The organism is Nocardia sp. NBC_01730 (assembly GCF_035920445.1).
Taxonomy (GTDB): Bacteria; Actinomycetota; Actinomycetes; order Mycobacteriales; family Mycobacteriaceae; genus Nocardia.
In genome coordinates, this window is the sequence record NZ_CP109162.1 from 2,821,962 (window position 1) to 2,844,933 (window position 22,972).

Here is a 22,972-nt window from a genome sequence, read left to right on the forward strand (position 1 = left end):
TTTTCGAAAATCGAAGATTCGAGGTAGTTGATGTCCGAAGCTCTGCACAACCTGCGGGTTCTCGACTTCTCGCGGATCCTGGCCGGGCCCTTCGCAACGATGCAGCTCGCCGATTTCGGTGCCACGGTGACCAAGGTCGAACGCCCCGGCACCGGCGATGACACCCGCTCCTGGGGTCCGCCCTACGATGAGCGCGGGCAGGCGACCTACTTTCAGGCGGTCAATCGCAACAAGGACAGCATCGTCCTGGACCTGACCGACGAGCACGATCTCGCCGAGGCCCGGCGACTCGCCGCCGGCGCCGACGTGGTCGTCGAGAACTTCCGCCCCGGCCTCATGGCAGAGTTCGGGCTCGACTACGACCAGCTCCGGTCGGCCAACCCCGGGCTCGTCTACTGCTCGATCACCGGCTTCGGCCGCGGCCCCGGAGCCGCGCTCCCCGGCTATGACCTGCTGATTCAGGCACTCGGCGGGCTGATGAGCGTCACCGGCGGCACCGGCGGCGAGCCCCAGAAGGTCGGGGTCGCCGTCGTCGACGTCATAGCCGGCCTGTTCGCCGCCACCGGCATCCTGACCGCACTCCACCACCGGAGAGCTACCGGCGAGGGCCAGCGGGTCGACATCGACCTGCTGTCCTGTCTGCTCGCGGCCTTGGTCAACCAGGCCAGCGCCTACACCTCGGCTGGCATGGTGCCGACCCGGATGGGCAACCGCCATCCCAGCATCGCCCCATATGAGCTGCTTTCCTGCGCCGACGGCGACCTGGTCCTCGCCGTCGGCAACGACCGCCAGTTCGCCGCGCTGTGCGATGTGCTCGGCGCACCACACCTCCCGGACGATCCGAGGTTCACTACCAACTCCGCCCGTGTCCAGCACCGGGACCTACTGCGTACCGAACTGGAACGCCGCCTCGCCTCGGGCACGGCCGCCGGCTGGGCTACGGCGCTGGCACGGGTACGTGTCCCGGCAGGCACCGTCAACGACATCGCCGGCGCCTTCGACCTCGCGACCGGACTCGGCCTCGACCCCATCGTCGAACTCCCCCGCGGGGACGGCGGCGACGTCTCTTTGTGCCGAAACCCCATCAACCTGTCGGCGACCCCGGCCACCTACCGATCGGCACCACCACCGCTGCCCGACGCGAAGGGTGAATGAGCCCGACAGGCAGCTATCCCTCGTATTTCGTTATGACGACCTCGGGAACCGGTATCCCCCCGACCATTGCCCGGGTCCGATCGGTTCGGGCATGGTCGATCTGCAATCTCCACACGGCGGACAGGATATTCATGCGTAGCGATCGGCAACCCCACATCGTGGTGATGGGTGTGACAGGTTCCGGGAAGACGACGATCGCGCGGCAGGTGGCCGGCATGACGACCGCTCAGTTCCTGGATACCGACGACCTGCATCCCCGGTCGAACATCGAGAAGATGGCCGCGGGCATCGCGCTGACCGACGAGGACCGGGCACCGTGGCTCGAGGCAGTCCGCGACTGGATACAGTCGCGAAGCGGTAGGTGTGTGGTGGCGTGCTCCGCGTTGCGTCGACGCTATCGGGACGTTATCCGCAACGTTTCCGAGCCGGTTGCTTTCGTGCACCTCAACGGCGAGCCCGACACGATCCGGCTGCGGATGTCCGCCCGAAGCGGCCACTTCATGCTGCCCGCCCTGCTGGAGTCGCAACTGGCACTGCTCGAACCTCTCGAGCGCGACGAGTTCGGAATTGTCGTGGATGTCGGGGCGGCGCCTGGCGAGATCGCACGGTTGGCGGTCGACTTCTTGACGGCAGACCGAAAGGTGGCGCGATGAGTGCCCATCGGAGTTTCGACGTCGAGGGCAAGGTTGCCCTCGTAACCGGATCGAGCCGTGGAATCGGCTACGCATTGGCAACCGGGCTCGCCGAGGCGAGGGCGGTGGTCGTGCTCAACGGCCGTGATTCCGCGTCACTCGAGCGCAGTCGGGACGAGATCACCGACAGCACCGGTGGCGTCGTCCACATCTGCGCGTTCGATGCGACGGATTCCCGGCAGGTGGCTGCTGCGGCGAAGCAAGTCGAGGCCGACGTCGGTCCCGTGGACATTGTGGTGAACAACACCGGAATCCAGCATCGGAGCCCGCTCCTCGATTTCTCCGATGACGACTTCCGACGTGTACTGGACACCAACCTCTTCAGCGCCTTCTGCGTAGGACGCGAGTTCGCCCGCGCCATGGTCGACCGTGGACGCGGGAAGATTGTCAACATCTGCTCCGTACAGAGCGAGCTGGGCCGGACGGGTATCGCGCCGTACGCGGCGAGCAAGGGCGGTCTGAAGATGCTCACTCGCGGAATGTGCGCGGATTGGGGTCCGCTCGGGCTGCAGGTCAACGCGATCGCGCCCGGTTACTTCGACACGGAGCTGACGGAGGCACTCGTGCACGACGACGCGTTCAGTGCCTGGCTCGCCAGGCGCACTCCGGCCGGCCGATGGGGGCGTCCCGAGGAACTCGTCGGTGCGCTGCTCTTCCTCGCCTCCTCGGCGGCGGACTTCGTCAACGGCCAGATCTTGTACGTCGACGGCGGCTTGACCGCGGTCGTATGACAGCACCGTCCACAGCCCACCGAGATCGAAAGCAAACCGTGCCGAACACCAGTCCCCCTCGAATCCACCTCGGCCCCCATCGAGACTCGTCCCTTGTCCGGGGAATCGAGCAGGGCGGCGGCATCCTCGTACCGCTCGCCGACGCCGACGCGGTCGTATGGGCGCGGGGACCGGGCACGTTTCCCGACAACCTTCCCGCCACGGTGCGCTGGGTGCAGTTGCCTGCGGCCGGCGTCGAACCGTGGATCTCCGCCGGAATTGTCGATGACGGCCGCATCTGGACGTCCGCGGCCGGCGCGTACGCGCGGAATGTCGCGGAGCACGGCGTGTTGCTCCTGCTCGCCGGGGTGCGTGCACTGACCGGGCAGGTGCGCGCGACATCGTGGCGCAAGGCGGAGTTCGACCCTCGGGTCGGGACGCTGCACGGCTCGACGGTCGCCATCATCGGCTGCGGTGGTATCGGCCGGGCGATGATTCCCTTGCTCACCGCGTTCGGCGCGCGGGTACTGGCCGTGACCCGCTCCGGCGGCCCCGTGCCCGGCGCGGCCGAGACGGCCGACGCGACTCGGACGGCTGAAATCTGGTCGCGAGCAGATCATTTCGTGATCGCCGCACCCGCGACATCGGCAACGGCACACCTCGTCGACGCGGACGCCCTCGCTCGGATGAAGTCGACGGCCTGGATCGTCAATGTGGCCCGTGGCTCGCTGATCGACACCGACGCACTGGTGCGCGCGCTGGCTGACGGCTCGATCGGTGGCGCCGCCCTCGACGTGACCAATCCGGAACCGCTTCCGGAGGGTCACCCGCTCTGGACGCTGCCCAACGCGGTCATCACCCCGCACGTCGCGAATCCTGCAGCAGGTCTCACCGCGGTGCTCGCCGACCACGTGACGGCCAATGTCGAACGGTTCGCCGCGGGGAAGCCGCTGCTCGCGACCATCGACATCGAGCGTGGTTATTGAGTTCCGCGCTCTGTGCCGGCTCTGATGTAGTTGGCGACGACGGTGCGCAGCAGCTCGCGTACGGACTCGGCCGGTTTGGACAGCGGCTGGTTCGTCGGTGTGCCCAGCGATACCTGAACCGTGATCGCCGGTTCGATGCGGCGCAGTTCGAGGTTGTCGACGGACATGATGCGCCGCGCCACCGACAGCGGTAACACGGTGGCGCCCAGCCCTTTTCGCACCGCCTGCGCCATCAATGTCACCGACTCCACCTCCCCGACGACACGCGCCTGTTCGAGGGCGTGGTCGTAGGCCTGTTCTACGACCTTCCGGATCGTGTGCATCGGGCCCGGCAGCAGTAGTGGCAGGCCCGCCAGCTGTTCGATCGAGACCGCGGCCCCCGTGTCACCGGGGAGCCCGGTACCCGTCGGGGCGACGACCATCAGCTCCTCGGTAAGGAGTCGCTCGAAGGTCACGCCTTTGATCGGACCGGTGTCGTAGAGCAGGGCCATATCCATCCGGCCGGTCATCATCGCCTCGCTGAGCACGCCACCGAAATTTTCGTTGATGTGCAACAGAATGCTCGGGTACTGCTCACGCACCGCGATGAGCAGTGGCAGGGCGATCGCGTTCACCGTGCTGTACGGGGCAAGCCCGACCGAGACACCGCCCGCCAGCTCGCGGCCGACGACACTCACCTCCGCCTGCGCACTCTCCACCTGACGCAGAATGATCTGGGCGTGACGGTACAGCGCGCGCCCCGCGTCCGTAGGTTCCACGCCTTGCTTGTGCCGGATCAACAGTTGCTGACCGAAGTGGGCTTCGAGCGCCGTCATCTGCTGGCTCAGCGCCGGCTGCGCGATGTGCAGAATGTCCGCGGCACGGGTGATGCTGCCAGCGTCCACGATACGAACGAACGAGAACAAGCGTCGGGTATCCACTTCGGTTCACCTTCCTCGAAGCGACGTCGTCGCACGCGATGATTTCCGCATTGTTGCCAGGCGGAAACTCCGCCGTACCGAATTCGCCGCCGACAACAGCGGTCATCCGCATAGTCGCTGTTCAGACACCATAGAGGTTCGTTATCGCGTCACCTGAAACAGGTATTACCCGCCCACGAGAGAACCTGCGTAGCGTCCGTTACACACCGGAAGTTCACACAAACGGTGCTCGCAGTTTCCTCACCTCGCGGAGGCATCATCAATGGCACTGAAGATCGATCTCGTCGCCGACGTCGGGGAGAGTTTCGGCGCGTGGACGATGGGCGACGACGACGCACTGCTCGACATACTCACCTCCGCCAATGTCGCTTGCGGCTTCCACGCGGGAGATCCGCAGACGATGGACCGGACGGTGCGGAACTGCGTCGCTCGCGGAGTTCGGGTCGGCGCACATCCGAGCTTTCCTGATCTGGTCGGTTTCGGTCGGCGGACGATGGACCTTTCGGCCGACGAGGTGCGGACAGACGTCCTGTACCAACTCGGCGCGCTGCACGCCATCGCCGTCGCGCGCGGAACCGCACTGTCGCACGTCGCACCACACGGCCGGCTGGGCAACCTGGTGGCGACCCGCGCCGACTACGCTGCTGCCGTGGTCGATGCCATCCAGTCTTTCGACCCGAGCCTGATCGTCCTCGCGCAGGACGGCAAGTTGGCCGACCGTGCTCGTGAACAGGGAATTCGTGTCGGCATCGTCGCCATTGCCGACCGCGCCTACCGCGCCGACGGCACGCTCGTGCCCCGATCGGAGCCGGGCGCCGTCATCCACGATGCCGCGGCGCTCGTCCGGCGCGCGGTGCAACTGGTGACCGAAGGATTCGTCGAGGCCGTCGACGGTACGCCGGTCCCCGTCGAGGCGGACACCCTACTTCTGCACGGCGACAACGCCGACGCTGTGCGCAACGCGAAGGCGATTCGGGCGGCCCTCACCGACGCAGGTGTCGAGATCGTTCCGCTGCCCGAGGTCCTCGCGGATCGTGCCGGTAGGAAAGCCGACTCATGTCCGGCGTAACGGAAGCCGCGTTCATCGTCGCGGACTGCGGGGACTCCGCGGTGCGCGTCACCACCCCCGACGCCGACCGGGAAGAATGCTGGCGGGTCGTGCACGCGGTCGCCGCCGCACTCGACGCCTACGCGGACCGGTTCGCGATCACCGGTGTCATTCCGACATACGACGCACTGCTCGTCGAATTCGACTGCGCGGCAAGTTGTCACGATGACATTCGTCGATTGCTCGAGAATCTGGTCCTCCATTCGGGGACGGCGGCGCCCCACCGGATTCGGCATTTCGACATCCCCGTGGTCTACGGCGGCGAGTACGGGCCGGACCTCCATGAGGTGGCACATCACCTCGAACTGTCCCCGGACGAAGTGATTCGCGTACACGGATCGTCCCCACTGACCATGCGCTGCTTCGGATCTCCAGGGGGCGCGCCGATGCTGGACGGCCCCGCTTTTCCGCGGCCCGTGCCTCGGCGCACTGTCCCGCGCCCCCACGTGCCTGCGGGAGCCGTGGCAGTGGCCGGTCACCAGGCGGTCGTCTCCGCGCGGCCGGCACCGGGAGGGTGGCCGGTGATCGGCCGAACCCCGCTCACCATCGTCGACCCCACCACCGAGCCGTTGTCGGACTATCGACCAGGCGACACGTTCCGGTTCTACCCGATTCCGGCCGACGACTGGTCCCGATACGAGGGGGTTCGCCATGGCTGAGCACATCACCGTGACAGTTCCGGGGATCACGTCGATCCAGGATCTGGGCCGCCCGCGTGCGTCGGGGATCGGGCAGCTGACGGGTGGCGCCCTCGACCAGTACAGCGCCGAAGTCGCCAACGCACTCGTCGGAAGTGCGCGCACCGCGCCGCTGCTCGAACTGGTAGCCATGGACTTCGGCGCCGTCGCGAGCACCGACCTGCTTGTCGCGGTCACGGGTGCGCCTGCCGACGTCCGTGTCGGCGGTGTCACGCGCGTCCAGTGGGAACCGTTTGTCTGGAACGCGGGAGCCGAACTGACCGTCGGGGGAATCCACGATGGGCTCCGGGTCTACCTCGCCGTGCACGGGTCGATATCCGCGAGCTACCTGCTCGGCAGCTGCGCTCCCGACTCGGTTCTCGGTTTCGGCCGGCAACTGGCGGCCGGCGAGGACGTCACCGTCGATGTCGACGGACCGCTGATCGACCACCCGCATTTCCGGATTCCTCTGTTCCGGCTCGGCGCTCGACGGCCCGCGTTCACCGGCAGCTGGACGATCGATGTCACGGACGGACCCGACATCGGCGAATTCGGCGCCACTGCCGAGCGACTGTTCGACACCCCGTTCGTGATCGGTGCCAACAGCAATCACATCGGGCTCCGGCTCACTCGATCCGATCCCGGTGGCGCCGTCCCGCAGCGGGAGAGCCGGACCGAGGTCCTCTCCCGAGGCGTTCCCATCGGGGCCGTCGAAGTACCCGCCGGCGACGAACTGCTCGTCCTGCACCGGGGCCGGGGAGTAACGGCCGGCTATCCGGTCCTGGCGGTCGTCACCACGACCAGCTTGTCTCAGCTCGGGCAGGCCCGCCCCGGCCAGCGAGTCCGATTCCAGCGCGTCACCGTGTCCGACGCGGTTCGCCGCTACCGGGAGCAGCAGGCCTCGATCGACCGGCTGCGTGCACGTGTGGCGATCGCGTTCGACAGCCTCCGCATTCCTATCCACACCACAGCGAATACCCCACCTCTGCCTTCCGCCGACCTTTCGAGCCCGCCCAGCCACCTGGAGTACGCATGACCGACACAATCTCTCCGGCCACCACCGGTTCCGCGCCTGACCACGGGGTGCGGCCCGGCCCGATCCGCAAGGTCGTACTCGCAGGATGTGTCGGCATCTTCGTCGAGCTCTACGACAACGGCATCTTCGCCTTCATGGCGACGGCACTCGCCATTGTGTTCTTCGACGTCTCCAAGTCGAGTGACGCATTGATGCTCGTCTTCGCCGGATACGCGATCTCATTCTTCGTTCGACCCCTGGGCGCCGTGGTCTGCGGCATTCTCGGCGACAAAATAGGTCGCCAGAAGATGCTCGTGTTCGTCATCCTGCTTATCAGCGTCGCGACAGCCGGCATCGGCGTCCTGCCGACCTATGCCGCCATCGGGATCGCAGCACCCACATTGTTGATCGCACTGCGACTGGCACAGGGATTCTCGGTCGGAGGAGAGGCTGCCGGCGCGATGACATTCCTCGCCGAGCACGCCCCCGAGGGCAAACGCGGACTGATCACCAGTTACGCCCAGATCGCCTCTTTCCTCGCGCTGCTCACCGGCACCCTCGTCGCGTTCACGATGTCCCCGTGGCTGAACACGACCGCCATCCACGGCGGCGGATTCGGGAGCTGGGCATGGCGGATTCCTTTCCTCATCGCGATCCCGATGGGAGTGATCGGCTGGTACATCCGCCGCGCGATCAGCGACACCCCGAACTTCGGAAAACTCAAGGAATCCGGCGGACTGTCGCGCAACCCGCTGAAGGAAGCATTCGCCACACCCGAGCACCGCAGGGCCATGCTCCTCGCCCTCTTCATCCCGCTGATGAATGGCTCCGGCTACTACGTCCTCTTCTCCTACATGCCGACGTTCCTCAAGGGTGACAAGATCGGATTCTCCACCGGCACCGCCCTGCTCGTCACCGCCGCCAGTCTGGTCGCGATCTGCGTCGCGATTCCATTCATGGGCGCACTGTCCGACGGACTCGGACGCAAAAAAGTGATCGCCGGTGCCGCGGTCGCGATGGCGATCGGCGCCATCCCTTGCTATGCCCTCATCGCGACCGGCAACTTCGCACTCGCCGTGCTCGGCGCCTGCATCATGGCCGTGATCTTCGCCGGCCACACCGCAGTGATCCACATTCTCATCGTCGAACTGTTCCCGACCCGCGTCCGATACTCCGCTTACGGCCTCGGGTACAACATCTCGTCGGCCATCTTCGGCGGTACCGCACCGCTGCTGATGACATGGCTGATCCCGCAGTTCGGCATCTATGTCCCGGCTGTCTACGCCGTCCTCACCGCACTCGGCACGCTCGCCGCGGTCAGTACCGTCACCGACCGGGCGCACATGCCGCTGCGCGACACGCTCTGACGGATCGCACCGGGATCCGGCCCGATGGCCTCCGATCACGTGAAGGCCGGCCGACTCCGACTTCTGTCCCCGAAACAAGGAAGTGTCATGCCTTTTGACGACTACCGAACCGCCCTCGTCACCGGAGCGAACACAGGAATGGGTGCCGCGGTCACCGAGATGCTCACCAAGCGTGGCCTCACCGTTTATGGAGTCGCCCGCAACGCCGGGCGGCTCGATGAAGTGGCCGCCGATACCGGAATGATCCCGCTCGCGGTCGACATCACCGATACCACGGCGCTGACCCGGGCAGTCGCGGGCCTCGAGGTAGACGTCCTGGTCAACAACGCTGGGGTATCCGCGACCGGGAACATCCTCGACGCGTCCCCCGAAACGGTCGACGCCATGGTCGACGTCAATCTCCGCGCAGTTCTGCATCTCTGCCGGCTGCTGATGCCGGGCATGGTCGAACGCGACCTCGGCCACATCGTCAACATCAGCTCGATTGCCGGTCTCTACAACTTCTACGGACACACCGCCTATCACGCGACCAAGGCCGCGATCCACCAGATCTCGCGACAGCTCCGCAACGACGTCATCGGCAAACGCATCCGGGTCACCGAGATCTGCCCGGGCCGGGTAGAGACCGAAATCTTCGGACGCAACCTCGGCGGCACCCCCGAAGCGATGCAGGAAGCCTGGGACACCTATTACGAGGGCTTCGAATCCATCACGACGAAGGACATCGCAGACACCGTCGAGTACGCCATAGACGTGCCGCGCCACGTAAACCTGGGCCTGATCGAGATCACACCGACCTTCCAGGTGCCCGGCGGACTCGAATTCGTCCGCCGGAACCACTGAGGCCGCCCTATGCCCACCACCGATATCGACGTGCCCACTCGGACACTGGGCGTCGTCGCACATGCCGCCGGTGATCTGCGCGTCGAATCCATACCACTGCGGCGGCCCGAATCACCCGACGCAGTCGTCGAGATCGCCTACGGCGGTATCTGCGGGTCCGACCTGCACTACTGGACCCATGGGGCCGCAGGAGAATCAATTCTGCAGGCGCCCATGATACTTGGACACGAAGTGGTGGGCACAGTGGTCCGGCAGGCCGCCGACGGCAGCGGACCCACAACAGGAACCCGCGTCGCTGTGCACCCGGCGACACCAGGCGGCGACAGCCCGCGATATCCCGCTGATCGCCCCAACCTCTCACCCGGATGCACATACCTCGGTAGTGCGGCGCAGTTCCCCCACACAGAGGGAGCCTTCACCCGCTATGCGGTGCTGCCGTCGCGGATGCTCCGGGCCTTGCCGCCGGACCTGTCACTGCGAACGGCCGCCGTCGCGGAACCGGCCGCCGTCGCGTGGCATGCGGTATCGCGCGCAGGTGAGGTCGCCGGGAAAACCGCACTCGTTGTCGGCAGCGGTCCGATCGGTGCCCTCGTGGTATCGGTGCTGCGCCGTGCCGGTGCTCGCGCGATCGCGGCCGTGGACGTGGACGTCCACGACTACCCACTCGCCATCGCACGTCAACTGGGAGCGACGACGACGCTGAAGGCCGACAACACGGAGGCGATCGCCGCCGTGGACGCGGACGTCGTCATCGAATGCTCCGGCAACCGGCACGGACTCGAATCCGCTATTCGCGGAGCAACGCGAGGTGGTCAGGTGGTACTCCTCGGGCTGCTGCCGACCGGACTCCAACCCTCACCGCTCTCTCTCGTCATCACACGCGAACTCGCCGTCGTCGGATCCTTCCGGTTCAACGACGAGATCGACGCTGTGCTCGAGGCTCTCGCGGACGGAAGCCTCGTCGTCGAGCCGGTAATCAGCCACGAGTTCGGCGTCGAGCACGCGCTCGAGGCCTTCGCCGTGGCCAAGAATGCCGAGTCGTCCGCGAAGGTGCTGCTGACGTTCTGAGCGTCGTGTGATCCCGAATAGCAAAGCACGAGACAATCCCAGGAGGAACAATGTCCCCTTTCGCCCCCGCCACGCGTGTGGAGCGTATGCGCGAGTCTCCGAGCGTCGCCGCCGCGCAACGGGTTCGTGAGCTGCGTGCGTCGGGACGAGAGATTCTTGACCTGACCGTCGGTGAACCGGACTTCGACACCCCCGATCACGTCAAGGCCGCCGCGGTCGCGGCCATAGACTCCGGGCTCACCAAATACACTGCCGTGAACGGGATTCCCACACTTCGGAAAGCGATCGCGACACGGATGTTCGACCGCACCGGCATCGAGTTCAGCGACAGCGAGATCACCGTCGGCGGCGGGGCCAAGCAGATCATCTTCCTAGCGCTGATGGCGACCGTCGAGAACGACGACCAGGTTGTCGTCCCGTCCCCATACTGGGTGTCGTACCCCGACATGGTCACCGTGCACGGCGGCACCCCTGTCGTCGTGGACTGCCCCGAATCGGATCGCTTCCTGCTCACCGCTGAGAATCTGGAGGCGGCTATCACTCCCGCCACGAAGTGGGTGATCCTCAACGGCCCCGCCAACCCGACCGGCGCGGTGTACAGCGAGGAGGAACTCTCGGCTCTCGCCGCCGTGCTGGAACGCCACCCACACGTGAGCGTGATGTGCGACGAGATCTACGACGAGATCATCTTCACCGACGCGCCCAGCCCGAGTCTGCTGTCCGTGGCGCCCCATCTTCGCGATCAGATCTTCCTCATCAACGGGGTATCCAAGTCCTACGCGATGACCGGCTGGCGTCTCGGGTACGGCGTCGGCAACCCCGGGCTCGTCGCAGCTGTCAACAAGCTGCAATCGCAGAGCTCGTCCTGCCCGTCCTCGATCAGTCAGGCCGCCGCGGCCGAGGCGATCTCGGGAGACCAGACGTTCGTCGCCGAATCGAACGTGCGCTACCGCGCGCGGCGCGACATCGTGTTCGACCTGCTCTCCGCCGTGGACGGACTCGCACCGGTGCTGCCACAGGGAGCGTTCTACCTGTTCGTCGGGTGTGCCGGGCTACTCGGTAAGCGGACTCCGGACGGGCGGATCCTGCAGAACGACCAGGACGTCGTCCGGTATCTGCTCGACTACGCGTCCGTCGCGACGATCCAGGGATCCGCCTATGGAACACCGTCGTACTTCCGCATCTCCTTCGCGACCTCGGAAGACATACTCCGCGCCGCCGCCACCGAAATCGCGAAATCCATTGCGGCCCTGAGCTGACCGCATTACGACCACCACGGAGTCACCATGGTTCACGTCACCACAAAGATCGACCGCGCCGACCCGACGCGGATCGATGAGCTCGGCACCTTCTCGGCAGCCACCATCCACGAGGCCCAGGGGCGCAAGGGCGCTCTCGAGTCGGGCATCAAACCCCTCGACCGCGACATGTCGTTCTGCGGATCCGCGTTCACCGTTGTCTGCCATCCCCGCGACAACGTCATGCTGCAAGTCGCGATCAGCTATGCGCAGCGCGGCGACGTACTCATCGTGGCGTCCGGAGACCAACCGGCCGGGCAATTCGGCGACGTCCTCGCCAACGCCTGCGTCGCCCGAGGCATCTCCGCGCTCGTCACCGATGGTGGCGTGCGCGACACCCGTGAAATCCGAGAACTCGGATTCCCCGTGTTCTCGAAGCACGTGTGTATAGAGGGGACCGTGAAGGAGACGCTCGGCCCGATCAACCAGCCCGTCGTGTTCGGTGGCCAGGTCATCTACCCCGGCGACGTCGTGAAGGGTGACTGCGACGGAGTCGTCGTAGTGCGACGCGACGAAGTCCCCTTCGCGATCGCCGCCTCCCGGGAACGTGACGCCACAGAGGCGGCGTACATCGAACGTTACAGAAACGGTGAGACACCCATCCAGGTCTCGAATCTGGCGGCCATCCTAGAGACGAAGGGCCTGACGGTCGATCAGTAGAGCACGGTCCTGCCACTGCTGAAGCGTCCCTACGACCGGGCAAGAATGTGGTCCACCGGGCGTTCGCAGGCGCCGCGGAGCGCGAGATCACGGCCCCCGCCGGTGTCGCGGCGCCGTGGTCGCGCCAGTTCGGCCGGCACGGCGGGCGGCAACTACCGAGACTTTCACACCTGCGCGGCAGGCTGACCCGGCCCCTGGTTTATCGGGACGATCTTGCTTCGACCTTCGCGGACAGCAGGATGAGACATGGCTTGGACCGACAACCCCGTTCCCGGGCCGGTTTCGATCAGAATCGAGCTACGGTGGGCCAGTAGATCCGACAGCGCGTCCCAGAACAGCACCGGATGCGCGATCTGGGCGGCCCAGAATTCCGGATTCGTCGCCTCGTCGGGGCGCAGTCTCTGTCCGGTCCTGCCCGACCAGATCGGTAGTTTCGGCTCGTGCAGTCGCTCGGCCGCGATGGACCGCTCGAACACGGTCGCGGCGTGGGCCATGCACGGACTGTGCCACGGCTGTCGGGCCGGTACCGACATCGTGACGAACCCTCGCGCGCTCAGCATCGATTCCGCCGTGCGCACATCCGGGTCCGGGCCAGCGACGATGGTGCGGCGGGGGCCGTTCACCGCGGCGATCGTGACCCCAGCCCGCACCCATTCCGCACGCAGTTGTGGCAGGACGGCGTCGGGATCGGCCGCGACCGCGAACATCCCGCCCGGCAGCACGAGGTCCAGCGCGCGCGATCGGGCGGCCATGATTCGTGCGGCCGAACGCACATCGAAAACCCCCGCCACTGTGGCGGCGGCCAGTTCACCGACACTATGGCCGAGCAGCGCGACGACATTCGCTCCGGCCCGGATCAGCAGGGTGGCGAAGGCGTATTCGATCGCGAAGATCAGGGGCTGCGAGACCCGTCCGTCATCGAGATCGGCCTCGGGGTCATCAGAAAGCCAGCGCCGCTTGGGCTCGCCCCCTTCCTCGGACATCAGCGTGAGGAATTCGTCGATCGTCGCCGCGAATTCCGGCTGGTGGCGGTAGGTGTCCAGTGCCATGCCGGTGTGCTGGCTGCCTTGCCCGGGTAGCAGCAAGGTGATCGGCTGCTCGGTCATGGAACTCTCCCTGGGGCGCGTATCTGTCGAGGCAGCGATGGTGGACCCCCGTCATCTGTGCGGAATACGGTGGCCTCGGGGAGCGTGCGCTGGCACAGCCCACTGAGCATTCTTCCTGGACCTACCTCGACATAGTGGGTGGCGCCCAATGATGCCATGATCTTGACCAGACAACACACCGACTGCTGCATCCGGCTAGCCTTCTCGGGGTTGATGACCAGGATGCTCGGCTTCGGCCGGCCCGATTGGCTGCCGCGGCGGCGTCCATGCGGTCGATGTTCCAGGTCTTCGCCTTATCAGCTCGCCACGCCACAACGTCTGTTTCAGTAGCGCTTGTCACGCCAATCCGAGTGTCGGAAAGGACATTTCCTGTACTGGTTGCGACGTGGACGCGGGGGACGGAGCCGTGCCGGGCGCGTTTCGGAAGCGTGGGTACGCGCATCGGTTACCGCCGATGCCGCACACCTGCGGCCGGGCCGGCCTATCGTCGGCTCGCATCGACCCGAGTTCGGCTACGGCTACCAGTGGTGGCTGCCCGATGACAACCGGGGCGAGTTCAGCGCGATCGGGGATCGCGGTGCGGGTACGGCACACCCCAGCGGTGCGAGCGTCGTCAACGGCAGGTCCGGTTACACCTTGATGATGTTGGTCTCGACGATATCGGCAAAGGTCGCGAATGCGGGCGGCCGCTGTCGGCTCGGCGATTACACCGTGAACCCGAGGGCGCGCAGCTGTTCGCGACCGTCCTCGGTGATCTTGTCCGGGCCCCACGGCGGGATCCAGACCCAATTGATCTTCAGGTCCTCCACCAATCCGCTGCGGACCAGCGCGTTGCGCGATTGGTCCTCGATGACGTCGGTGAGCGGGCAAGCCGCGGAGGTGAGGGTCATGTCGAGGACGGCGGTGTTGTCCTCCTCGACGCGGAAACCGTAGACCAAGCCTAGGTCGACGACGTTGATGCCGAGTTCCGGGTCGACGACGTCGCGCATCGCCTCTTCGATGTCCTCGAGCAGCTCGAGATCCTCGGCGGACAGCTCGACCTGCTCGGCCGCGTCGACCTGCTCGGCCGTGTCGGTGGCCGGTGTGTCACTCATGACGCTTCCCCGTTTCCCATCGGACGCTTCGCTTCTTCCTTGATGTCACCCACGGCGTTCGCGGGGCCGATCCGGATCACGGCGTCCTTGAACGCCATCCACCCGAGCAGCGCGCACTTCACCCGCGCCGGATACTTGGACACTCCCGCGAGAGCAATCCCGTCGCCGATCACCTCCTCGTCGCCTTCGACGGTGCCACGGCTGGAGATCATCTCGGTGTAGGAGTCGACAACCTTCAGAGCCTGCTGAACCGGAAGGCCGATCACCTGGTCGGTGAGGATCGAGGTCGCGGCCTGGCTGATCGAGCAGCCCTGCCCGTCATAGGAGACGTCGGCGACGTCGCCGTTGTCGTCGAGCCGCACGCGCAGGGTCACCTCGTCGCCGCAGGTGGGGTTCACGTGGTGCACCTCGGCACCGTACGGCTCCCGCAGCCCGCGGTGGTGCGGGTGCTTGTAATGGTCCAGGATCACTTCCTGGTACATCTGCTCCATGCGCATGTTCTATGCAACTCCGAAGAATGTCTGGGCCTTCCGCACCGCGGCGACCAGCGCGTCCACCTCGTCGAGGGTGTTGTAGGCCGCGAACGACGCACGCGCGGTGGCCGGAATCCCCAGCCGTCGCATGAGCGGCCAAGCGCAATGGTGACCGACGCGAACCGCGACGCCTTCGTCGTCGAGAATCTGCCCGACATCGTGTGCGTGGATGCCGTCGACCACGAACGACACGGCACCGCCGCGATCCACGTTCTCGGTCGGGCCGATGATGCGGACGCCGTCGATCGCACCGAGACCCTCCAGCGCCGCACCGACGAGCGTGTGCTCATGTGCGGCTACCGCTTCCATGCCGATGTCTTCCAGATACCGCACGGCGGCGCCCAATCCGACTACCTGCGAGGTCATCGGCACACCGGCCTCGAACCGCTGCGGCGGCGGCGCGTAGGTGCTGCGCTCCATGGTGACGGTCTCGATCATCGAGCCACCGGAGATGAACGGTGGAGTCTCCTCCAGCAGCGCCCGGCGGCCGTACAGCACGCCGACACCGGAAGGTCCGAACATCTTGTGCCCGGAGAACGCGGCGAAGTCGATGCCGAGCTCGCGGAAGTCGACCGGCATGTGCGGCACCGACTGGCAGGCGTCCAGCACCGTCAGCGCGCCGACGGCCTGTGCCCGGCGGACCAACTCCGCGACATCGGTGATCGCGCCGGTGACATTGGACTGGTGGGTGAACGCGACAACCTTGGTGGCGGGCGACAATTCGAGGGAATCGAGGTCGATCCGGCCGTCGTCGGTAATCCCGAACCATTTCAGCCTCGCACCGGTGCGGCGCGCGAGTTCCTGCCAGGGAACGAGATTCGCGTGATGCTCCAGCTCGGTGATGACGATCTCGTCACCCGGGCCGACGTGGTAGGGGAACCGGTTGTCGGCGAACGAGTAGGTCACCAGGTTCAGCGATTCGGTGGCGTTCTTGGTGAACACGATCTCGCCCGCGTCGACACCGACGAACCGCGCGATATCGACCCGCGCGCCCTCGTAGGCGTCGGTCGCCTCCTCGGCGAGTTGGTGCGCGCCGCGGTGCACCGCCGAGTTGCTGGTGATCAGGAAGGCCCGTTCCGCCTCGAGCACGGCCAGCGGCCGCTGCGAAGTCGCGCCGGAGTCCAGGTACACCAACGGTTTCCCGTCCCGAACCGTACGGCTCAGGATCGGGAAGTCGGCCCGGATACGGGCGACGTCGAGGGTGCGGACCGTAGCGGTCATGTCAGGCTCCAGCGATAGCGGACTGGGGGACGGCAGTCGGCGAAGCCGACGGGGTGGGTGAGCTTTGTGTGAAGCGGACGTAGCCGTTGGCGTCGAGTTCTTCGGCGAGTTCGGCGCCGCCCTCGGCGACGATGCGCCCACCGACGAACACGTGCACGAACTGCGGCTGGATGTAGCGCAGAATGCGGGTGTAGTGCGTGATCAGAAGGACGCCCCCATTGTCCCGCTCTTTATAACGGTTCACCCCCTCGGAGACGACGCGCAGCGCGTCGACGTCCAGGCCCGAGTCGGTCTCGTCCAGGATGGCGATCTTCGGCTTGAGCAGGCCCAGCTGCAGGATCTCGTGGCGCTTCTTCTCACCACCGGAGAAGCCCTCGTTCACGCTGCGATCGGCGAAGGCGGCGTCGATCTCCAATTCGCTCATCGACTCCTTCACCTCCTTGACCCAGTGCCGCAGCTTGGGGGCCTCGCCGCGCACGGCGGTGGCGGCGGTGCGCAGGAAGTTCGACATCGAGACACCGGGGACCTCGACCGGGTACTGCATGGCCAGGAAAAGACCGGCCCGTGCGCGCTCGTCGACGGACATCTCCAGCACGTTCTCGCCGTCGAGGGTGATCGAACCCTGGGTCACCGTGTACTTCGGGTGCCCGGCGATCGCGTACGACAGGGTCGACTTGCCGGAACCGTTGGGACCCATGATGGCGTGCGTCTCACCGGATTTCACCGTGAGGTTCACACCATTCAGGATCTTGATGGGCTCACCGGACTCGTCCGGGTTGGCGACCTCGGCGTGCAGGTCCTTGATTTCCAGGGTGGTCATCGAATTCGAATTCCTTTGCGGGGTGGGTAGTTCGGTTTTCAGACGCCGATCGCGGCGAGTTCGGCTTCGATGGCCGACTCCAGCCGCTCCCGGATCTCGGGCACCGCGATCTTCTGGATGAGTTCGTGGAAGAAGCCGCGCACCACCAGGCGGCGGGCGACGTCCTCCGGGATACCGCGGGCCCGCAGGTAGAACAGCTGCTCGTCGTCGAAACGACCGGTAGCACTGGCGTGTCCGGCGCCGACGATCTCGCCGGTCTCGATCTCCAGGTTCGGCACCGAGTCGGCGCGGGCGCCGTCGGTGAGCACCAGGTTGCGGTTCACCTCGAAGGTATCGGTGCCTTCGGCGGCAGCGCGGATCAGCACGTCGCCCACCCACACGGTGCGGGCGTCACCCTTGGGCATGTGCGCGGAGCTTGCGGAGCGCCCATCGGACTCAGCCGGGTCGCCTTGCAGCGCGCCCTTGTACAGCACCCTCGACTTGCAGTATGGGACCGCGTGGTCGACGAGCAGACGCTGCTCGAAGTGCTGGCCGGCGTCGGCGAAGTAGAGGCCGAGCAACTCGGCGTCGCCGCCGGGGCCGTCGTAGCGCACGGTGGCGGTGAGGCGCACCAGATCGCCGCCGAGGGTGACCGCGATGTGCCGCAGCGTGGCATCACGGCCCAGCTTGCCGTGGTGTGCGGTGGCGTTGACGGCGTCGTCGGCCCAGTCCTGAACCGCTACGACGGTGAGCTTCGCGCTGTCACCGAGCACGAATTCCACGTTCTCGGCATAGGTTCCGCTGCCGCGCTGGTCTATCACCACGGTCGCGACCGCGAAGTTGTCCAGCCTGATCTGCAGGTGGCCGTAGGCGGTCTTGCCCTCGCCGGGGCCGGTCACCGTGACGACGACCGGTTCGGCGACCTCGGTCTCCGCGCCGACCGACACGATGGTGGCCGACTCGAAGCCCGAATAAGCCTGCGCGGCAACCCGATCCGACGGCACCCCCGCCTCGCCGAGGCGAGGGTCGGTGCGCGTCACGGTCTCGACCTTCACACCGGCGATCGGGGTGACCTCGACCGTGGCCCGGCCGTCCCGGACCGCGGTGCCGTCGTGCAGCCCGCGCAGGCGGCGCAGCGGAGTGAACCGCCACGCCTCGTCGTGCGAGGAAGGCACCTCGAAGGCGTCCACGTCGTACGAGGCGAAGACCTCGCCCTTGTTGGTCGCGGCCCCTGCGCCCGGGTTCTGAATCGGCTTGGCCGTGGGGTTCTCGCCCTCGACCGCTCCAATCACGCCAGTCGCCATCAGCCAACGGCCCCTTCCATCTGCAGCTCGATGAGCCGGTTCAGTTCCAGTGCGTATTCCATCGGCAGTTCCTTGGCGATCGGCTCGACGAAGCCGCGCACCACCATCGCCATCGCCTCGTCCTCGGTGAGGCCGCGGCTCATCAGGTAGAACAGCTGGTCCTCGGAGACCTTCGAGACGGTCGCCTCGTGGCCCATGGTCACGTCGTCCTCGCGGATGTCGACGTAAGGGTAGGTGTCCGAGCGGCTGATCGTGTCGACCAACAGCGCGTCGCACTTCACGGTCGACTTGGAGCCGTGCGCGCCCTTGTTCACCTGGACCAGGCCGCGGTAGGAGGCACGGCCGCCACCGCGCGCCACCGACTTCGACACGATGGTCGAGGAGGTGTGCGGTGCCAGGTGCAGCATCTTCGCGCCGGTGTCCTGGTGCTGGCCCTCGCCGGCGAACGCCACCGAGAGCACCTCGCCCTTGGCGTACTCGCCGGTCATCCAGACCGCCGGGTACTTCATGGTGACCTTGGAACCGATGTTGCCGTCGATCCACTCCATGGTCGCGCCCGCCTCCGCCTTGGCCCGCTTGGTGACCAGGTTGTAGACGTTGTTCGACCAGTTCTGGATAGTGGTGTAGCGGCAGCGTCCGCCCTTCTTCACGATGATCTCGACAACCGCGGAGTGCAGCGAGTCCGACTTGTAGATCGGCGCGGTGCAGCCCTCGACGTAGTGCACGTAGGCGCCCTCGTCGACGATGATCAAGGTCCGCTCGAACTGGCCCATGTTCTCCGTGTTGATCCGGAAGTAGGCCTGCAGCGGGATGTCGACGTGTACGCCCGGCGGCACGTAGATGAACGACCCGCCCGACCACACGGAAGTGTTCAGCGCGGAGAACTTGTTGTCACCCGCAGGGATCACCGAGCCGAAGTACTGCTGGAAGATCTCCGGGTGCTCCTTGAGGCCGGTGTCGGTGTCCAGGAAGATCACACCCTGGGCCTCGAGGTCCTCGCGGATCTGGTGGTAGACGACCTCGGACTCGTACTGCGCGGCGACACCGGCGACCAGGCGCTGCTTCTCCGCCTCGGGGATGCCGAGCCTGTCATAGGTGTTCTTGATGTCCTCGGGCAGGTCTTCCCAGCTCTCGGCCTGCTTCTCGGTCGAGCGCACGAAGTACTTGATGTTGTCGAAATCGATGCCGTCGAGATTGGAGCCCCAATTCGGCATGGGCTTGCGATCGAAGATGCGCAACGCCTTGAGCCGCTGCTCGAGCATCCATACCGGCTCGTTCTTCTTCGCCGAGATGTCACGGACAACCGCCTCGGACAGACCTCGCTGCGCACTGGCGCCGGCCACATCCGAATCGGCCCAGCCGTAACCGTATTTGCCCAGCGAAGCGATGGTCTCTTCCTGGGTGAGCGGTTGCACCTGGTCGGTGGTCGTCGTCATTCGGCACTCCTTCCGGAGTCGTTCGTTCGTACCGCTGCGGGCTGTGCAGCGGTTTGTGCTGACGTCTTCTTTTCGGCAATCGGCAACACCAGCAGCGGCACGTGCGTGGTGCACGCGCAGTCGCCATTGGCGATCGTGGCCAGTCGCTGCACATGGGTGCCGAGCAGCTCGCGGAACGCCTCGAGTTCGGCCGCGCACAGCTGCGGGAATTCCTCAGCGACGTGCGAGACCGGGCAGTGGTGCTGGCAGATCTGCACGCCCGCGCCCACCTTCCGGGTAGTGGCGGCGAACCCGGCTTCGGTGAATGCCTCGGCGATCTCCTCAGCCTTGGCCTCGGTGTCCGCGGCGTTCTGCTCCCCGGCAGGGTGCTGGCCGACGGGTTCGATCCCGGCCACGATAGTGCGTGCCCGTTTGCGCGCGAACTCGGTGATGGCTTTTTCGCCGCCGATCTCCCCGAGCTGCCGGATGGCCGCACCGGCCAGGTCGTCGTAGGCGTGGCCGAGCTGGCCGCGCCCCGCGGCAGTGAGCTGATACTGCTTGGCTGGGCGCCCGCGTCCCTTCTGCTGCCACGGCGCCGATCGGCTCGCCCGAGCCTGACCGGAGTCGATCAGCGCGTCCAGGTGCCTGCGCACGCCGGCCGGAGCCAGGCCCAGCTTGCTCCCGATGGCGGTCGCGGTGATCGGCCCCTCCTCCAGCAGCAGTTGGACGATGGCCGCACGGGTGTGCCCCTCGGTACCGACCGCCACATGAGCAGCAGACGACCCGGCACCAGCCTTGCGACCGGCCCCTTCGTCGTTGTTCCGCAAACCCACGGTTTTCACAACATCAGTGTGGCGGAATTCGTTCCCGAAATCCAATAAGGGTGACCTGACTAATTTGCCGCTCGACCTGCGGTCGAACAGCCGAGAAGCCGCCGGACTGGCCAAAGTCCGAACGCCATGCGTCCGAGGTGAACCCGATCCAGCATCGGAGTGACGTATCACACAGCGCCAGCCGAGCATCCCGCGCCGAAAGCGCCGACCGTTTCAGCACACAGGTCGGTGAACCCGCTCAGGTCGGCCGGTCGAAGGGCGCTGTTCGCACACGATGCGGAAGGCTGCGCGGCAGGGATCTCGCGGTGGCCGACGGCCGACTTTCATCGAGGTTCACCGCAGGCTTCGAACTCCTTGCCGATTGTGGGCGGAACATCTCGGGCCATCGTGCCGTGCCCTGACGACCTCCCGGGGAGAGACAGGCACGCGAGCCAGAGCGACGGGCGAGCCAGAGCGACGGGAGGGAGCATTAGGCTTCGTCTCGTGGCGGTACTGGAGGGCGCACGGCGCAGCACACTGGCGTTCACGCGCCGGGCACTCGGACTCGACGTACCCGCGGCCGATCACACGATCGCGGTCTTGCATCGCGACGAGTCGGAGGTGCCCGGCCTCGACCGCAAGGAGCTGGTCCAGCTCGACCGGATCCGCCTGATGGGCGCGACCGGCACGGTGCTGATGGCGATCAGCGCGCTCGGTATCGGCGCGCAGCCGGTACACCAGAATCCGACCTCCGGCGTCCGCGTGCTCGGCATCTTCGCCCGCGCGCACACTGGCTCGCTGGCCATGTGCATGACCGGCACCGTCGTCGTCGTACTGGCCTGGCTGCTGCTGGGCCGGTTCGCGGTCGGCGGCATCGGCGGCTCCCCCATCCACCGGCTGACCCGCTCGCAGCTGGATCGCACGCTACTGCTGTGGCTCATCCCGCTCAGCGTGGCCCCGCCGCTGTTCAGCAACGACGTGTATTCCTATCTCGCGCAGAGCGAGATCGCCGCGCGCGGCATCGATCCCTACCAGGAGGGCCCGGTCGCGGGACTCGGGATCGACAACGTCCTCACCAACAACGTCCCGACCATCTGGCGCGATACCCCCGCACCCTATGGCCCGTTGTTCCTCTGGATCGGCCGTGGCATTGCCGAGCTCACCGGCGACAACATCATCGCGGGCGTTTGGGTGCACCGGATCCTGGCACTGGGCGGCGTCGCGCTGATCGTCTGGGCACTGCCGCGACTGTCGGTGCGCTGCGGTGTCGCGCCGGTGAGCGCGCTGTGGCTCGGCGCCGCCAACCCTCTGGTGCTGTTCCACCTGGTCGGCGGTGTGCACAATGACGCGCTGATGCTCGGCCTGATGCTGGCCGGGTCGGAGTTCTGTCTGCGCGCCATCGAGGACACCCACCCGTTCGACGGACGCGCTTACGCGTGGCTGATCACCGGGGCGGTCATCATCGCGCTCTCGTCCTCGATCAAGTTCACCTCGATCATCGCGCTCGGCTTCGTCGGCATGGCCCTGGCCAGAAGGTGGGGCGCGTCGCTGCGCACGGTCGCGATCGCGGCCGCCATGCTCGGCGCGATCGCCGTCGGCACGACGCTTTTCATCAGTTCGGTGAGCGGGCTCGGGTTCGGGTGGATCTACACCCTGAACACCGCAAACGCGGTGCGCAGCTGGATGTCGCTGCCGACGGCGCTCGGCATCATCACCGGATTCGGCGGAGTGCTGCTCGGACTCGGCGACCACACCACAGCGCTACTGAGCATCACCCGGCCGATCGCGGCCTTGGTCGCGGGCTTCTTCACCGTGCGCATGCTGGTCGCCACCAGCACCGGACGGCTGCATCCGGTCGGTGCGCTCGGCGTGGCGCTCGGCGCCATAGTGCTGCTCTTCCCGGTGGTGCAACCCTGGTATCTGCTGTGGGCGATCGTGCCGCTGGCCGCGTGGGCGACCCGGCCGGTGTTCCGTCTTCCGGCCGTGGCGTTTTCGGCGGTCGTGAGCGTGATTTTGATGCCGCGCGGCGCCGACCTCGAGGTATTCCAGATCGTCGGCGCAGCGATCGCCACCGTGATCGTCGGGGTACTGTTCGTCGTCATCACCCGCAACGCGCTGCCCTGGCGGGGGCAGACAGGGGTGTCGGCTCCGTCACAGCTGCCCGCCTCTTACGGTGTGACATCGTGACC

At 66.4% G+C, this 22,972-nt stretch carries 22 protein-coding genes; 13 read left to right on the top strand and 9 right to left on the bottom strand.

Annotation, left to right across the window (positions count from 1 at the left end; genetic code table 11):
* Positions 1-30 precede the first annotated feature (30 nt).
* The 4 genes from OHB12_RS10885 (at position 31) to OHB12_RS10900 (ending at position 3,543) form a co-directional block, all read left to right on the top strand.
* Entirely contained in the window at positions 31-1,155 is a 1,125-nt protein-coding gene (locus OHB12_RS10885; protein ID WP_327118627.1) for a CaiB/BaiF CoA transferase family protein, read from the top strand.
* 131 nt (positions 1,156-1,286) lie between these two features.
* Positions 1,287-1,808 (top strand): gluconokinase, encoded by a 522-nt coding sequence (locus tag OHB12_RS10890; RefSeq protein WP_327118629.1) that lies wholly within the window; start codon positions 1,287-1,289, stop codon positions 1,806-1,808.
* Positions 1,805-2,578 carry an SDR family oxidoreductase gene (locus OHB12_RS10895; RefSeq protein ID WP_327118631.1) on the top strand — a complete coding sequence of 258 codons (774 nt, stop codon included), beginning with the start codon at positions 1,805-1,807 and terminating at the stop codon, positions 2,576-2,578. Before OHB12_RS10890 ends, OHB12_RS10895 begins: the two co-directional genes overlap by 4 nt.
* Positions 2,575-3,543: a D-isomer specific 2-hydroxyacid dehydrogenase family protein gene (locus tag OHB12_RS10900; protein ID WP_327118633.1), complete on the top strand. Its 969-nt coding sequence runs from the start codon at positions 2,575-2,577 to the stop codon at positions 3,541-3,543. The genes OHB12_RS10895 and OHB12_RS10900 overlap by 4 nt, the downstream gene beginning before the upstream one ends.
* Here the strand turns inward: OHB12_RS10900 and nac are convergent.
* A complete protein-coding gene (gene nac, locus OHB12_RS10905) occupies positions 3,537-4,448 on the bottom strand; it encodes a nitrogen assimilation transcriptional regulator NAC (protein ID WP_327121008.1) in 912 nt (303 codons plus the stop codon). The two genes, OHB12_RS10900 and nac, sit on opposite strands and share 7 nt — an antisense overlap.
* A gap of 277 nt (positions 4,449-4,725) precedes the next feature.
* On the opposite strand from nac, the gene OHB12_RS10910 reads away from it, so the two are divergent.
* From OHB12_RS10910 to OHB12_RS10945, 8 genes are all read left to right on the top strand, one after another.
* Positions 4,726-5,532, top strand: a complete 807-nt coding sequence (locus OHB12_RS10910; protein ID WP_327118635.1) for a LamB/YcsF family protein — start codon at positions 4,726-4,728, stop codon at positions 5,530-5,532.
* The gene (locus tag OHB12_RS10915; RefSeq protein ID WP_327118636.1) at positions 5,520-6,230 is read left to right on the top strand and encodes a 5-oxoprolinase subunit B family protein; all 711 of its coding nucleotides are present in this window, start codon (positions 5,520-5,522) and stop codon (positions 6,228-6,230) included. Before OHB12_RS10910 ends, OHB12_RS10915 begins: the two co-directional genes overlap by 13 nt.
* Positions 6,223-7,284 (top strand): biotin-dependent carboxyltransferase family protein, encoded by a 1,062-nt coding sequence (locus tag OHB12_RS10920; protein ID WP_327118637.1) that lies wholly within the window; start codon positions 6,223-6,225, stop codon positions 7,282-7,284. Before OHB12_RS10915 ends, OHB12_RS10920 begins: the two co-directional genes overlap by 8 nt.
* A complete protein-coding gene (locus OHB12_RS10925) occupies positions 7,281-8,630 on the top strand; it encodes an MFS transporter (RefSeq protein ID WP_327118638.1) in 1,350 nt (449 codons plus the stop codon). Before OHB12_RS10920 ends, OHB12_RS10925 begins: the two co-directional genes overlap by 4 nt.
* 87 nt (positions 8,631-8,717) lie before the next feature.
* On the top strand, positions 8,718-9,473 hold the full coding sequence (locus tag OHB12_RS10930; protein WP_327118639.1) for an SDR family oxidoreductase: 756 nt from the start codon (positions 8,718-8,720) through the stop codon (positions 9,471-9,473).
* Between the two features lie 9 nt (positions 9,474-9,482).
* The gene (locus OHB12_RS10935) at positions 9,483-10,541 is read left to right on the top strand and encodes a zinc-binding dehydrogenase (RefSeq protein WP_327118641.1); all 1,059 of its coding nucleotides are present in this window, start codon (positions 9,483-9,485) and stop codon (positions 10,539-10,541) included.
* Positions 10,542-10,591: 50 nt separating this feature from the next.
* Positions 10,592-11,800 (top strand): aspartate transaminase, encoded by a 1,209-nt coding sequence (locus OHB12_RS10940; protein WP_327118643.1) that lies wholly within the window; start codon positions 10,592-10,594, stop codon positions 11,798-11,800.
* 27 nt (positions 11,801-11,827) lie between these two features.
* Complete coding sequence (locus OHB12_RS10945) at positions 11,828-12,499, top strand: 4-carboxy-4-hydroxy-2-oxoadipate aldolase/oxaloacetate decarboxylase (RefSeq protein ID WP_327118645.1); 672 nt, start codon at positions 11,828-11,830, stop codon at positions 12,497-12,499.
* A 164-nt stretch (positions 12,500-12,663) separates the two neighbouring features.
* Here the strand turns inward: OHB12_RS10945 and OHB12_RS10950 are convergent, their stop codons facing one another.
* The 8 genes from OHB12_RS10950 to OHB12_RS10985 all read right to left on the bottom strand — a co-directional run bounded on the left by OHB12_RS10950 (position 12,664) and on the right by OHB12_RS10985 (position 20,813).
* Positions 12,664-13,605 carry an acyltransferase domain-containing protein gene (locus OHB12_RS10950; protein WP_327118647.1) on the bottom strand — a complete coding sequence of 314 codons (942 nt, stop codon included), beginning with the start codon at positions 13,603-13,605 and terminating at the stop codon, positions 12,664-12,666.
* 704 nt (positions 13,606-14,309) lie between these two features.
* Complete coding sequence (locus OHB12_RS10955; RefSeq protein ID WP_327118649.1) at positions 14,310-14,699, bottom strand: metal-sulfur cluster assembly factor; 390 nt, start codon at positions 14,697-14,699, stop codon at positions 14,310-14,312.
* Complete coding sequence (gene sufU / locus OHB12_RS10960) at positions 14,696-15,196, bottom strand: Fe-S cluster assembly sulfur transfer protein SufU (protein WP_327118651.1); 501 nt, start codon at positions 15,194-15,196, stop codon at positions 14,696-14,698. The genes OHB12_RS10955 and sufU overlap by 4 nt, the downstream gene beginning before the upstream one ends.
* 3 nt (positions 15,197-15,199) lie before the next feature.
* Positions 15,200-16,453 carry a cysteine desulfurase gene (locus OHB12_RS10965; protein WP_327118653.1) on the bottom strand — a complete coding sequence of 418 codons (1,254 nt, stop codon included), beginning with the start codon at positions 16,451-16,453 and terminating at the stop codon, positions 15,200-15,202.
* 1 nt (position 16,454) lies between these two features.
* Positions 16,455-17,273 carry a Fe-S cluster assembly ATPase SufC gene (sufC, locus tag OHB12_RS10970; protein WP_327118655.1) on the bottom strand — a complete coding sequence of 273 codons (819 nt, stop codon included), beginning with the start codon at positions 17,271-17,273 and terminating at the stop codon, positions 16,455-16,457.
* A 38-nt stretch (positions 17,274-17,311) separates the two neighbouring features.
* Positions 17,312-18,556, bottom strand: a complete 1,245-nt coding sequence (gene sufD, locus OHB12_RS10975; protein ID WP_327118657.1) for a Fe-S cluster assembly protein SufD — start codon at positions 18,554-18,556, stop codon at positions 17,312-17,314.
* Entirely contained in the window at positions 18,556-19,992 is a 1,437-nt protein-coding gene (gene sufB / locus OHB12_RS10980; protein WP_327118659.1) for a Fe-S cluster assembly protein SufB, read from the bottom strand. The genes sufD and sufB overlap by 1 nt, the downstream gene beginning before the upstream one ends.
* Positions 19,989-20,813 (bottom strand): helix-turn-helix transcriptional regulator, encoded by an 825-nt coding sequence (locus tag OHB12_RS10985; protein WP_442800010.1) that lies wholly within the window; start codon positions 20,811-20,813, stop codon positions 19,989-19,991. The genes sufB and OHB12_RS10985 overlap by 4 nt, the downstream gene beginning before the upstream one ends.
* Before the next feature lie 474 nt (positions 20,814-21,287).
* Between OHB12_RS10985 and mptB the strand changes: the two genes are divergently transcribed.
* Entirely contained in the window at positions 21,288-22,970 is a 1,683-nt protein-coding gene (gene mptB / locus OHB12_RS10990; protein WP_327118661.1) for a polyprenol phosphomannose-dependent alpha 1,6 mannosyltransferase MptB, read from the top strand.
* The last annotated feature ends 2 nt before the right edge of the window (positions 22,971-22,972 follow it).

Coding starts and splice junctions, on each gene's coding strand:
- sufU (WP_327118651.1), bottom strand. CDS start 15,196: ATGCGCATGGAGCAGATGTACCAGGAAGTGATCCTGGACCATTACAAG.
- OHB12_RS10920 (WP_327118637.1), top strand. CDS start 6,223: ATGGCTGAGCACATCACCGTGACAGTTCCGGGGATCACGTCGATCCAG.
- OHB12_RS10885 (WP_327118627.1), top strand. CDS start 31: ATGTCCGAAGCTCTGCACAACCTGCGGGTTCTCGACTTCTCGCGGATC.
- OHB12_RS10950 (WP_327118647.1), bottom strand. CDS start 13,605: ATGACCGAGCAGCCGATCACCTTGCTGCTACCCGGGCAAGGCAGCCAG.
- OHB12_RS10965 (WP_327118653.1), bottom strand. CDS start 16,453: ATGACCGCTACGGTCCGCACCCTCGACGTCGCCCGTATCCGGGCCGAC.
- OHB12_RS10955 (WP_327118649.1), bottom strand. CDS start 14,699: ATGAGTGACACACCGGCCACCGACACGGCCGAGCAGGTCGACGCGGCC.
- OHB12_RS10930 (WP_327118639.1), top strand. CDS start 8,718: ATGCCTTTTGACGACTACCGAACCGCCCTCGTCACCGGAGCGAACACA.
- OHB12_RS10895 (WP_327118631.1), top strand. CDS start 1,805: ATGAGTGCCCATCGGAGTTTCGACGTCGAGGGCAAGGTTGCCCTCGTA.
- sufC (WP_327118655.1), bottom strand. CDS start 17,273: ATGACCACCCTGGAAATCAAGGACCTGCACGCCGAGGTCGCCAACCCG.
- OHB12_RS10935 (WP_327118641.1), top strand. CDS start 9,483: ATGCCCACCACCGATATCGACGTGCCCACTCGGACACTGGGCGTCGTC.
- OHB12_RS10915 (WP_327118636.1), top strand. CDS start 5,520: ATGTCCGGCGTAACGGAAGCCGCGTTCATCGTCGCGGACTGCGGGGAC.
- OHB12_RS10940 (WP_327118643.1), top strand. CDS start 10,592: ATGTCCCCTTTCGCCCCCGCCACGCGTGTGGAGCGTATGCGCGAGTCT.
- OHB12_RS10910 (WP_327118635.1), top strand. CDS start 4,726: ATGGCACTGAAGATCGATCTCGTCGCCGACGTCGGGGAGAGTTTCGGC.
- OHB12_RS10890 (WP_327118629.1), top strand. CDS start 1,287: ATGCGTAGCGATCGGCAACCCCACATCGTGGTGATGGGTGTGACAGGT.
- OHB12_RS10925 (WP_327118638.1), top strand. CDS start 7,281: ATGACCGACACAATCTCTCCGGCCACCACCGGTTCCGCGCCTGACCAC.
- sufB (WP_327118659.1), bottom strand. CDS start 19,992: ATGACGACGACCACCGACCAGGTGCAACCGCTCACCCAGGAAGAGACC.
- OHB12_RS10945 (WP_327118645.1), top strand. CDS start 11,828: ATGGTTCACGTCACCACAAAGATCGACCGCGCCGACCCGACGCGGATC.
- OHB12_RS10900 (WP_327118633.1), top strand. CDS start 2,575: ATGACAGCACCGTCCACAGCCCACCGAGATCGAAAGCAAACCGTGCCG.
- sufD (WP_327118657.1), bottom strand. CDS start 18,556: ATGGCGACTGGCGTGATTGGAGCGGTCGAGGGCGAGAACCCCACGGCC.